This is a genomic window from Paenibacillus sp. FSL K6-1217, from assembly GCF_045040735.1.
Classification (GTDB): domain Bacteria; phylum Bacillota; class Bacilli; order Paenibacillales; family Paenibacillaceae; genus Paenibacillus_AQ.
Genome location: NZ_CP150271.1, coordinates 5,311,414 through 5,324,016 on the forward strand (window position 1 = coordinate 5,311,414; position 12,603 = coordinate 5,324,016).

A 12,603-nucleotide genomic window follows, 5' to 3' on the forward strand; every position below is an offset into this window, starting at 1 on the left:
GGCCTGTCTTGAATAAATAAAACGAACTCTAGGAGGAACTATTCAATGAGTGTAAAAGTTGGTATTAACGGTTTTGGACGTATTGGACGCCTTGCATTCCGCCGTATTCAAAATGTAGAAGGTATCGAAGTGGTAGCGATCAATGACTTGACTGACGCTAAGATGCTTGCTCATTTGCTTAAATATGATACAACTCAAGGTAAATTCCAAGGCGATGTAGAAGTGCATGACGGCTTCTTCAAAGTTAACGGTAAAGATGTTAAGGTTCTGGCGAACCGCAACCCTGAAGAACTTCCTTGGGGAGAGCTTGGCGTTGATATCGTTCTGGAATGTACTGGTTTCTTCACAACTAAAGAAGCCGCTGAGAAGCACCTGAAAGGCGGAGCTAAGAAAGTTGTTATTTCCGCTCCAGCTACAGGCGACATGAAGACAGTTGTGTACAACGTTAATGATGACATCCTTGACGGTTCCGAAACTGTAATCTCCGGTGCATCTTGCACAACAAACTGCCTGGCTCCAATGGCAAAAGTCCTGAATGACAAGTTCGGAATCATTGAAGGCCTGATGACTACGATCCACGCTTACACAGGTGACCAGAATACACTTGATGCTCCACACGCAAAAGGCGACTTCAGACGCGCGCGCGCTGCTGCTGAGAACATCATTCCTAACACTACCGGTGCTGCTAAAGCCATCGGCCTGGTTATTCCAGAACTGAAGGGCAAGCTTGACGGCGCAGCACAACGTGTGCCTGTAGCTACAGGTTCCCTGACTGAGCTGGTTACTGTTCTGGATAAGAGCGTAACGGTTGAAGAAATCAATGCAGCTATGAAGGAAGCTTCCGATCCGGAAACTTACGGCTACACTGAAGATGAAATCGTATCTTCCGACATCAAGGGTATGACTTTCGGTTCCCTGTTCGATGCAACTCAGACTAAAGTACTGACTGTTGGCGACAAACAGCTGGTTAAAACTGTTGCTTGGTATGACAATGAAATGTCCTACACTGCACAGCTGGTTCGTACTTTGGAGAAATTCGCTAAGCTTGCTAAATAAGACCGATTTCATATAAGCAGTACAATAGAGCGGAAACAAGGAAAGTCTGTTTCCGCTCTTTCTAAATGAAATGGCTTCGTGAACGAACCAATTTTGGGTGTGGAGGAAAGTTAATCATGAACAAAAAAAGTGTCCGTGATGTAGAAGTAAAAGGCAAACGCGTCTTCGTGCGTGTGGATTTCAACGTGCCAGTGGAAGACGGTAAGATCACTGATGATACCCGTATCCGCGAAACCCTTCCAACAATTAAATACCTGATCGAGAACGGTGCAAAGGTCATTCTGGCCAGCCATATGGGCCGTCCTAAAGGTGAATTCGTCGATTCCATGCGTTTGACAACCGCTGCAGTCCGTTTGTCTGAATTGCTCGGCAAACCGGTAGCCAAGGCTGATGAGGCCATTGGTGAAGCGGTAAAAGCCCAAATCGCTGAACTGAATGAAGGCGATGTGCTTGTGCTTGAGAATGTCCGTTTCTATAAAGGCGAAGAGAAGAACGATCCTGAGCTGGCTAAGCAGTTCGCTGAACTGGCTGACCTGTTCGTTAATGACGCATTCGGCGCTGCTCACCGCGCTCATGCTTCGACAGAAGGTATCGCTCATTTCCTGCCTGCAGTATCCGGTCTTTTGATGGAGAAGGAATTGTCCGTTCTCGGCAAGGCGCTTTCTAACCCGGAACGTCCTTTCACTGCCATCATCGGCGGCTCCAAGGTAAAAGACAAGATTGACGTTATCGACAACCTGCTGAATCTGGCTGACAATGTACTGATTGGCGGCGGCCTCTCCTACACGTTCACCAAGGCTCAAGGTTACGAAATCGGCAAATCCCTGGTCGACAACGACAAGATCGATGCAGCGCTTGGATTCATTGAGAAGGCCAAGAAGCTGGGCAAGAACTTCGTGCTTCCGGTTGACGTTGTAGTCGCTGACAAGTTCGGTGCAGATGCCAACACCAAGATTGTAGATGCAAAAGATATTCCTGCGGATTGGGAAGGTCTGGACATCGGTCCTAAGACTCGTGAGATCTATGCCGATATTATCAAAAACTCCAAGCTGGTCGTATGGAACGGACCTATGGGCGTGTTTGAAATTGATATCTTCGCTGAAGGTACAAAGGCTGTAGCTCAGGCTTGTGCTACTACCGAAGGCTACACTGTAATCGGCGGGGGGGATTCCGCTGCGGCTGCTGAGAAATTCCACCTCGCAGACCAGATGGATCATATCTCCACTGGCGGCGGCGCATCGCTCGAGTTCATGGAAGGCAAGGCTCTTCCAGGTGTAGAAGCACTGAACGACAAGTAATACCGAAGAGGGAGGCAATACATCACTATGAGTAGAACACCTATTATTGCAGGCAACTGGAAAATGTTCAAAACCGTTCCGGAAGCCGAAGGCTTCATCGCGGAAATCAAAGGCCAGGCGGAAGTGGCAGGCGTTGAGACTGTAATCTGCGCGCCATTCACGAACCTGCCTGCACTGGTTGCAGCGGTCCAAGGCACCACCATCAAAATTGGTGCACAGAACCTGCACTTCGAAGATAACGGAGCTTATACCGGCGAAATCAGCGGCGTGATGCTGAAGGATCTGGGCGTAGAATACGTTATTATCGGTCATTCCGAACGCCGTGCTTATTTCGGTGAGACGGACGAAATCGTCAACAAAAAGATGCATGCGGCATTCCGCCACGGCATTACTCCAATTGTCTGCGTAGGCGAAAAGCTCGAAGAGCGTGAAGCCGACCAGACTAAGGATGTATGCAAGGTTCAGACGGAAGCGGCATTTGCCGGTCTTAGCGCAGAACAGGCAGCAAGCGTAGTTATCGCTTATGAGCCAATCTGGGCGATTGGTACAGGTAAATCCTCCACTTCCCAGGATGCCAACGAAGTTATTGCTTATATCCGTACCCTTGTTAAAGGCTTGTATGATGAAGCAACAGCAGAAGCGGTACGTATCCAATACGGCGGCAGCGTGAAGCCTGAGAATGTAACGGAGTACATGAGTCAAAGCGACATCGATGGCGCTCTCGTCGGCGGTGCCAGCCTGCAGCCTGCTTCCTTCGTTTCACTCGTTGAGGGGGCGAAGTAAGAATGTCAGCTCCAAGACCTGTAGCACTGATCATCATGGACGGCTTCGGACTGCGCAACACGGATGAAGGCAATGCCGTTGCCCAAGCCAACAAACCGAACTACGACCGTTACCTGAAGCAATATCCGAATACTACGCTGACCGCATGCGGCGAGGCTGTAGGTCTGCCGGAAGGCCAAATGGGTAACTCTGAAGTAGGGCATCTTAACATCGGTGCCGGCCGGATTGTATATCAGGATCTGACCCGTATCGACAAGTCGATCCGTGACGGAGAATTCTTCGACAACGAAACGCTGGTGGCTGCGGTAAGAAACGCCAAATCAACCGGCAAAAAGCTTCACCTCTATGCACTGGTATCCGATGGCGGCGTACACAGCCACATCAATCACCTGTTCGCCATGCTCGATCTCGCCAAGAAAGAAGATCTGCATGAAGTCTATATTCATGCCTTCATGGATGGCCGTGACGTACCGCCTGACAGTGGACAGAAGTTCATTCAGGATCTGGTGGGCAAGATTGAAGAGGTTGGCGTAGGCACGATTGCTACGGTATCCGGGCGTTACTTCGCGATGGACCGTGACAAGCGCTGGGAACGTGTAGAGAAGGCTTACCGGGCAATGGTATACGGCGAAGGCCCTAAATATACCGATGCTCTGCAGGCTATCACGGCATCCTACCAGAATTCTGTATTTGATGAATTCGTGGAGCCAAGCGTAATTGTGGACAGCCAGAACAACCCGGTAGCGACAGTGGAGAGCGGCGATTCCGTCATTTTCCTGAACTTCCGTCCTGACCGTGCCATTCAGCTGTCGCAAGTATTCACGAACTCGGATTTCCGCGGCTTCGACCGTGGTCCTAAGTTCCCGCAAGGCCTGCACTTCGTATGTCTGACTACCTTCAGTGAGACCGTTCAAGGCTTCGTGGCTTACTCCCCGAAGAACCTGGACAACACGCTCGGTGAGGTGCTGGTTCAGCAGAACAAGAAGCAGCTGCGTATTGCTGAGACGGAGAAGTATCCGCATGTGACCTTCTTCTTCAGCGGGGGACGAGATGAGGAGCTTCCGGGCGAGACCCGTATCCTGATCAACTCGCCGAAAGTGGCAACCTATGATATGAAGCCTGAGATGAGCGCTTACGAAGTGGCGGCGGCCTGCGTAGCGGAGATCGAAGCGGATAGACAGGATGCCATTATCCTGAACTTTGCTAACCCTGATATGGTAGGACACTCCGGCATGCTGGAGCCTACGATCAAGGCAGTTGAAGTAACGGACGAATGCGTAGGCAAGGTTGTGGATGCTGTAGTTGCTAAGGGCGGCGTTGCTATCATTATTGCCGACCACGGTAATGCGGATATGGTATTTGATGAGAACGGCCGTCCGTTCACAGCCCATACCACCAACCCGGTTCCGTTCATCGTGACCACTGAAAATGTAGTGCTGCGTGAATCCGGTATTCTCGCAGATGTGGCACCGACGATCTTAGATCTGATGGGACTTCCGCAGCCTGCGGAAATGACCGGACAATCCATGATTGCCAGCCGCAAATAAGCAGGACACCTGTTTTTGTAATTCCAAAACCAACGTATAAAAGGAGATTAAACTTACATGACTATTATTTCTGATGTGTATGCACGCGAAGTTCTTGACTCCCGTGGTAACCCTACTGTAGAGGTTGACGTTTATCTGGAATCCGGCGCAAAAGGCCGCGCTATCGTTCCTTCCGGCGCTTCCACTGGCGCTCATGAAGCTGTAGAGCTTCGTGACGGCGACAAATCCCGTTACATGGGTAAAGGCGTTCTGAAAGCTGTTGAGAACGTAAATGAAATCATCGCTCCAGAAGTAATCGGTATGGACGCTCTTGACCAGGTGGGCATCGACAAATTGATGATCACTTTGGACGGAACTCCTAACAAAGGCAAGCTGGGCGCTAACGCAATCCTGGCAGTATCCATGGCCGTAGCCCGCGCTGCTGCAACAGCTCTGGATATTCCTTTGTACGTATACCTGGGCGGATTCAACGCCAAGACGCTTCCAGTACCAATGATGAACATCATCAACGGTGGTGAGCATGCCGACAACAACATCGACGTTCAAGAGTTCATGGTTCTGCCAGTAGGTGCTCCTAGCTTCAAGGAAGCTCTGCGTACAGGCGCTGAAATCTTCCACAACCTGAAGTCCGTACTGCAATCCAAGGGCCTGAACACAGCTGTTGGCGACGAAGGCGGCTTTGCACCGAACCTGGGTTCCAATGAAGAAGCGATCACTACAATCATCGAAGCGATCGAAAAAGCCGGCTACAAGCCAGGCGTTGACGTATTCCTTGGTATGGACGTTGCTTCCACTGAGTTCTACAAAGACGGTAAATACACACTCGCAGGCGAAGGTAAATCTTACACTTCCGCTGAGTATGTTGACCTGCTTGCTTCATGGGTTGAGAAGTACCCGATCATCACGATCGAAGACGGTATGTCCGAAGATGACTGGGATGGCTGGAAATTGCTGACTGAAAAATTGGGCGACAAAGTCCAATTGGTGGGTGACGACCTGTTCGTTACGAACACTGAGCGTCTGGCAACAGGTATCGAAAAGGGTATCGGTAACTCCATCCTGGTTAAGGTGAACCAGATTGGTACACTGACTGAAACCTTCGACGCAATCGAAATGGCTAAACGTGCCGGCTACACAGCTGTAATCTCCCACCGTTCCGGTGAGTCCGAAGACAGCACCATCGCTGACATCGCGGTAGCTACCAACGCTGGCCAGATCAAGACAGGTGCTCCTTCCCGTACAGACCGTGTGGCTAAATACAACCAACTCCTTCGCATCGAAGACGAGCTGGGCGAATTGGCTCAATACAACGGCCTGAAATCCTTCTACAACCTCAAAAGATAATTTCTTTTGAAGATATAGGAACACTGAGCCTGCCGGATTCCGGCAGGCTCTTTTGAAATAGAAGAATTTATATGTTGCACACGATAACTTATCCTTCTATTTCTCGCTGAAAACGGTACTGTCCTTTAAAGGACGGCAAAGCCGTTTCCACTTGACCGCCGCTGTCTGCGATAGAAGGCAAACGTGAGATTTTCATAGAGTAACCGGGCGGAAATGCAGTCTGGAAGGTTGTATTCACTCTATGGCTATGATAAAATGAGAATGCTGTTTATGAAACGGAAATTCTAATTTAGCATAGATAGTGATGCTTGGACGTAGGAGGTGGAAGTGAATGGATATCTTTTTGAAAGTGGTGCTTCTGATTTTTGCCGTAGGTCTGATTGCGGTCGTTCTTCTGCAAAAAGGGAAAAGTGCAGGTCTTTCCGGTGCCATCTCCGGCGGTGCTGAGCATCTCTTCGGTAAAACAAAGGCACGCGGTATGGAGCTTGTGTTGCAGCGTGTAACGGTCGGTCTGGCAGCCGGATTCTTCATCATGTCAATTGTAGTAGCTGTTGTTGTTGATTAAATGGTCTACATCAAGCCTTCGCTCTGTTCTGAATGGAATAGACGGGGGCTTTTTTGTATGCAGATTTAATATTATGAACATCATAACAGGGATGGCCCGGATTGATTTCGTGTATACTAGGGTATGAAGTATATAAAGGTAAATTTTACTTGGATTTATTTGCTGTGCAATAGGACAAGGCATACATATATGCCAGTGGCATGTGAATGCTGCAGGAGGCTGAGGTGACGAACATGATAACACAGGAGATCTTACTTGATTTCATGCGGGAAACCGCTTATAAACCACTAACTTACGAGGAACTGGTGAGTCATTTCGCAATTGAGGACAAGGAGGCGTTCAAGGCCTTTGAGCAATTGCTGATTGAACTGGAGAAGGACGGCCGGATTATTCTGACCCGGAATAGCCGCTATGGTGTGCCCGAGCGGATGGATTTGCTGCGCGGACGGCTGCAGGCCCATGCGAAGGGCTTTGCTTTTCTGATTCCCGATAACCGGGAGCACCCGGATGTGTATATCCACGCCAATGATCTGAAGGGCGCAATGAACGGCGATATCGTCTTGATCCGCATTACCTCGAAGAGCCCGTCCGGCGGGCGGATGGAAGGTGAAGTGGAACGGATTCTGATCAGGGGCGTGTCGCAGACAGTAGGAGTCTTCCAGAGCCTGGAGACGTATGGTTTCGTGCTGCCTGACGATAAGCGGATTAACCGCGATATTTTCATCCCCAAGGAGTCCTTCAAGGGTGCGGTTGACGGGGAAAAGGTAGTTGTCCGTATTGTGAATTATCCGGAGGGCCGTGCTGCGGCTGAGGGTGAGATCATTGAAATTCTGGGCCATAAGGATGACCCGGGTGTGGATATTCTGTCAGTGATCCGCAAGCATCAGCTGCCGGAGGCTTTTCCCGCTGAGGTGATGACGGAAGCGGAGCAGGCGCCGGATTCCATTACGGATGAAGAGATTATCGAGCAGGGGCGGCGTGATCTGCGCGGGCTTAATATCGTAACGATTGACGGCGCGGATGCCAAGGACCTGGATGATGCGGTCAACGTAGAACGTCTGGAGAATGGCCATTACAAGCTGGGTGTCCACATTGCCGACGTAGGCTATTATGTGCGTGAAGGCTCAGAGCTGGATAAGGAAGCCTATGACCGCGGATGCAGCGTGTATCTGGTGGACCGTGTTATTCCGATGCTGCCGCACCGGCTGTCGAACGGTATCTGCAGCTTGAATCCGCAGGTGGACCGGCTGACGATGTCCTGTGAGATGGAATTCGACGAGAATATGAAGGTCGTGAAGCACGATGTGTTCACCAGTGTCATCCGCACGAAGGAGAGAATGACCTACTCTGACGTACGTAAGATTGTGGAGGATGAAGATCCTGAGCTGCTGGAGCGTTATGCTCCGCTGATCGGGGATTTCCGGCTGATGAAGGAGCTGGCGATGAAGCTGCGCGATGCCCGGATGCGGCGCGGGGCGGTGGATTTCGATTTTGAAGAGAGCAAGATTATTGTAGATGAGGCCGGTAAGGCTATCGATATTGTAAAACGCGAGCGCTCTGTGGCGGAGCAGATTATCGAAGAATTCATGCTGGCGGCTAATGAGACGGTGGCGGAACACTTCCACTGGCTGAAGGTTCCGTTCCTGTACCGGATTCATGAGGACCCGGACCCGGAGAAGCTGCAGAACTTCATGGCTTTTGCGGCTAACTTCGGCTATCACGTGAAGGGCCGGGGGAATTCGGTTCACCCGCGCGCGCTCCAGGATCTGCTGGAGCAGATTCAGGGAACGAAGGAGCAGACTGTAATCAGCACGATGATGCTGCGCTCGATGAAGCAGGCGAAGTATGATGCCGAGAGCACCGGGCACTTCGGGCTGGCCGCGGAGTTCTATTCCCACTTCACCTCACCGATCCGCCGTTATCCCGATCTCGTCATTCACCGCGTCATGCGTGAAGTGCTTGAGAATGGCGGGGCGCTGACCGAGAAGCGCCATGAATATCTGGCCTCCCGGATGCCGGATATTGCCCAGCAGTCCTCGGAGCGTGAACGTGTGGCTGTAGAAGCCGAACGCGATACCGAGCAGCTCAAGAAAGCAGAGTTCATGCAGGACAAGGTCGGCGAAGAATTCGACGCCATGATCAGCAGTGTGACCAGCTTCGGGATGTTCATCGAGCTGGATAATACGGTCGAAGGTCTTATTCGCCTCAGTGCACTGACAGACGATTACTACCACTTCGACGAAGCGCATATGGCGCTGATCGGCGAGCGTACCTCCAAGGTCTTCCGCATCGGCGATGAGGTGAAGATCCGCGTTGCCAAGGTCAACATGGATGACCACACCATCGACTTCGAGCTATTGGATATGAAGCCACGCGCAGCCGGAGACCACCGGAGCTACGGCGGACGCGGCGGCAAAGGCGGCCGTCCGGGCGCCGGAGGCTCCAGCAAGCCGTTCGCAGGTAAGGCCGCGGGCGGCAAGGGGCGCGGCGGTAAAGGCAAGCCTGGCAGCGCTGCTGCCGTAGGCAAGGGCGGCGCCGGGAAGAAGAAGGGCGGCGCTTCGGGCGGCAGCTTTGGCGCTGCCGGGAAGGGCAAGGGCGGTGCGGCCGATGGCTTCGGCGGCGCAGTAACAGAGCCGCGCCCAGATGGAGCGGCGGCGTGGGATACCGCTGGCGCAGCAGGCAGCGGCCGCAAACGCGGCCGCGGGCCGGAAGCTGCAGCGCAGCGTGCTCTGGCCGCCGCGTCTTCCGCAGGCGCGGCGAAGGGTGACCGCCGGGGCGAAGCCGGCGGGGCTGGCGCTCCGCGCGAGCGCGGCAGAGGCCGCGGCGCGGATGGCGGTGGCGGTGCCGGGGGACGCGGCATCGCGTTTGGTTTTGGCTCGGGCAAGGGCGGCTACGGCGCCCCGAGCGGTGGCGGGTCTGAGCAGGCGGGCGGTGAGCTGCGCGGCGTAGACGCGAGCACACGGTTCAGCAGCCGCGAGGACCTCGGGCCTGACGGGCGCGGCTCAGCGCCGGAAGGGAAGGGCCGCCGCAAGACGAAGAAGGGCGGCGTGTTCATTAGCCCCTCCGTGACGCCAGGCAACGGGGAGTCCGCAGCAGGCCAGGCAGGAGCTGGCACTGGCGAGCAGAGCGGGCGCCGTAAGCGCAAGAAGAAGCCTAAGGCGTAGGCTGAATGAGATGAGGCGCTGTTCCAAGAGTAGGTTTTCTACGGCGGAACACAATCCTCTTCATTCTTAATATTACAAAAAGTGAGCAGAGCAGCGATTCTCTCGTTATTGGAGGATCGCTGCTCTGCGTTTTTGTCATGGCTTGCTTCAGCGTCACTTTCTCAATACCGCGAAGCAGAAATCGCCGGATTCCTCGCTTGTTCTTCAGTTGTACAAACACACTCTCCGGTTCCGTCATTAAGGCGCATGTCCAGCTCATCTGCAATGACTGTCTTTGGCAGTTTTCCGAGAATCTGCTGCGCTTGTTCCATATGCGGCTCTGAACAGAATTTAATAACAAAAGTAAAGGAGTCTTTACTTTTGCAGGAAATAGTAATATGATAAAAAAGTAAATTAATTCTAAAGGATGGTAATTATGGGGGTTGGTGGACAGAGTTTAAAACATCATATTATTGAGCTACGTATGGAGAGAAGCTGGACGCAGCAGCAATTGGCAGATGCTCTTCAGGTCAGCCGGCAGACGGTAATTTCTATTGAAAAAAACAAGTATATGCCATCCCTGAAGTTGGCATTCCGCATTGCCGAAGTTTTTCAGAAAAGCATCTATGATGTGTTTGATTATGAAGGGTAGGTTAAAATGATCTCTATTTCTTTTTTGAACTCCATTGTCGCGGTGTTGGGATTTCTGGCATTTGTAGGAATTATGATTCTTAGCCTCTCCAGAATACGAGATGAACGGGGAATTTACATTTTAAACAAATTTTTTAAGTCTATGTTTTTTCTTTTGAGTGCCAGTTTTTCTGTGGTCATCTTCATAAGTTCATGGGTAGATCTAGGCTATGAGATATATAGAAATATGGTCACGCTGTTATTTTCGTTATCCTTTATAGTTGGCTTTTTTATCTGGATTGGTTTGTGGAGACGCAATTAAACAGCAGAAGCGAGCGTCTGCTCTAGGAGGAAAGCAATTGGACTTTTTAGTTATCGACCAAGTTTGCAAAAGAATCAGAGGCAAGGACTTATTAAAAAATGTTAGTTTGTCCGTCCCTCAAGGAAAAATATTTGGATTACTTGGACCCAACGGTGCCGGAAAGACAACCTTAATTAAGATCATAGTGGGTATGATGAAGATGAATTCTGGTGATGTCAACATCGGAGGTAGCTCCATCCGGTCGGATTTCAAAAATGCAATTGAAAAGACGGGTGCTGTGATAGAGAATCCCTCTTTTTATGAAGAGATGACGGCATTCCAGAATTTGCGTTATATTTCAGCCTTTCGTAAAAGACTGAGTAAGAACGATATTGTACGCCAGCTTGAGATCTTTGGATTAAAGGAGAGTGCGAATAAACGGGTCAAAAAGTATTCCTTGGGTATGAAACAGCGCCTGGGTCTGGCGGTTTCACTGCTGCATAATCCCGATCTGATTATTTTGGATGAGCCGACCAATGGTTTAGACCCCCAGGGTATTATTGATTTACGAAGCATACTCAAGGAGTTGGCAGAGAAGCAAGGGAAAACAATCTTTCTATCCAGCCATTTATTGTCGGAGGTTGAGATGTTGTGTGACTACTACGGAGTAATGAATCACGGTGAACTATTGGAAATTAAGAAGAATAAGAGAACCGCGCATGAATTCCGCTATACTCTTTCGTTTGATCCACTACAGATTGACAAGGCTATGTTATTGCTAACAAAGGAAGGCCATAAATTAGAACAGAGCAAGGGATCTCTGGATTTATCTCTTTTATTGCCTGAAGAACAAATTATGAGTGTAATTCATATGTTAAAACATCATGATATAGAAGTATTACAAATGAAGCAGGGAAGAAAGACGCTAGAGGAAGACTTCATAGAACTACTGAAAGAGGATAAGGGGGTGAGCTGATGCGATTGCTTAAAAATGAAATGTATCGTTTCTACATTAACCGAAACACATGGTTAATTACTATACTGTTGCTCATCATTACTGTTGCTTATGCTGTTCTAATAGGTTTCAGTAACCCGGAGAGCACTGTTGAAAATAATAATTGGAGAGCCGGAATAGAGAACCAAATCCAGGCAGATCAGAAGCAGATAGCTGCTCTATCGCCAACTATGCCTATGCACCGTTACCTTTCCGAACAAATAGCTGTGAACAAATACCGGATTGATCATGATCTTTCACCTTCAACTAAATATGATGCATTGACACTAATTAACGAATTGAGACCAGTGACCACATTAATCACTTTAGCGGCTATTGTCTTTGCCGCCAATGCAATTTCTGCTGAACATTCAAAGGGAACTATTAAATTTGTTATAACATCACCAATTCGTAGAGGGAATTATCTGATACTGAAGTATGTGTCTACAGTGATAAATATTACTCTGTTGTTTATGACATTTCTGATATTCGCTTCATTATTAGGCTATTTGGGGCTGGGCGCTGGCGGGAATGATTATTATCTGGCCTATCAGAATGGAGAGGTCATAAAGATGTCAATGGCGACCTATCTCTTTCTGAAATATCTAGCTACGCTTGCCACTATTGTAATGATGGCAACCTTAGCCTTTGCCCTATCTGTATTGTTCAGAAACGCATTGCTTTCAGTGAGTGTTTCCTTGCTGCTCTATTTTACTGGAACCACGCTGACGCAATTTTTCGCAACCAAATTTGATTGGATTAAATACTTAATATTTACTAACTATGACTTATCCGCTTATTTGGACGGCACGCCAGTGGTAGAGGGAATGAATCTTTCTTTTTCATTGATGATCATGGCTGCCTACTTTATTGGTTTTTTGGGAATCTCCTACTTTACCTTTACCAAAAGAGATATTCCAGTATAAGTGCGAAATGTACCAG

At 49.8% G+C, this 12,603-nt stretch carries 10 protein-coding genes; all 10 read left to right on the top strand.

Annotation, left to right across the window (positions count from 1 at the left end; genetic code table 11):
* Positions 1-45: 45 nt before the first annotated feature.
* Entirely contained in the window at positions 46-1,056 is a 1,011-nt protein-coding gene (gap, locus tag MHH28_RS23605) for a type I glyceraldehyde-3-phosphate dehydrogenase (RefSeq protein WP_036690087.1), read from the top strand.
* A 116-nt stretch (positions 1,057-1,172) separates the two neighbouring features.
* On the top strand, positions 1,173-2,354 hold the full coding sequence (locus MHH28_RS23610; protein ID WP_405106050.1) for a phosphoglycerate kinase: 1,182 nt from the start codon (positions 1,173-1,175) through the stop codon (positions 2,352-2,354).
* Positions 2,355-2,381: 27 nt separating this feature from the next.
* Positions 2,382-3,137: a triose-phosphate isomerase gene (gene tpiA / locus MHH28_RS23615; protein ID WP_036690091.1), complete on the top strand. Its 756-nt coding sequence runs from the start codon at positions 2,382-2,384 to the stop codon at positions 3,135-3,137.
* Between the two features lie 2 nt (positions 3,138-3,139).
* Positions 3,140-4,684 (top strand): 2,3-bisphosphoglycerate-independent phosphoglycerate mutase, encoded by a 1,545-nt coding sequence (gene gpmI / locus MHH28_RS23620; protein WP_405106052.1) that lies wholly within the window; start codon positions 3,140-3,142, stop codon positions 4,682-4,684.
* Positions 4,685-4,741: 57 nt separating this feature from the next.
* Positions 4,742-6,028 carry a phosphopyruvate hydratase gene (gene eno / locus MHH28_RS23625; RefSeq protein ID WP_036726271.1) on the top strand — a complete coding sequence of 429 codons (1,287 nt, stop codon included), beginning with the start codon at positions 4,742-4,744 and terminating at the stop codon, positions 6,026-6,028.
* Positions 6,029-6,359: 331 nt separating this feature from the next.
* Positions 6,360-6,593: a preprotein translocase subunit SecG gene (gene secG, locus MHH28_RS23630; RefSeq protein ID WP_173135608.1), complete on the top strand. Its 234-nt coding sequence runs from the start codon at positions 6,360-6,362 to the stop codon at positions 6,591-6,593.
* 233 nt (positions 6,594-6,826) lie between these two features.
* Positions 6,827-9,757 carry a ribonuclease R gene (gene rnr, locus MHH28_RS23635; RefSeq protein WP_405117225.1) on the top strand — a complete coding sequence of 977 codons (2,931 nt, stop codon included), beginning with the start codon at positions 6,827-6,829 and terminating at the stop codon, positions 9,755-9,757.
* A gap of 415 nt (positions 9,758-10,172) precedes the next feature.
* Positions 10,173-10,388, top strand: coding sequence for a helix-turn-helix transcriptional regulator (locus MHH28_RS23640; RefSeq protein ID WP_405106055.1), 216 nt, complete (start codon positions 10,173-10,175; stop codon positions 10,386-10,388).
* A 337-nt stretch (positions 10,389-10,725) separates the two neighbouring features.
* Positions 10,726-11,643 (top strand): ABC transporter ATP-binding protein, encoded by a 918-nt coding sequence (locus MHH28_RS23645; RefSeq protein WP_405106057.1) that lies wholly within the window; start codon positions 10,726-10,728, stop codon positions 11,641-11,643.
* The gene (locus MHH28_RS23650) at positions 11,643-12,587 is read left to right on the top strand and encodes an ABC transporter permease subunit (protein WP_405106059.1); all 945 of its coding nucleotides are present in this window, start codon (positions 11,643-11,645) and stop codon (positions 12,585-12,587) included. Before MHH28_RS23645 ends, MHH28_RS23650 begins: the two co-directional genes overlap by 1 nt.
* The last annotated feature ends 16 nt before the right edge of the window (positions 12,588-12,603 follow it).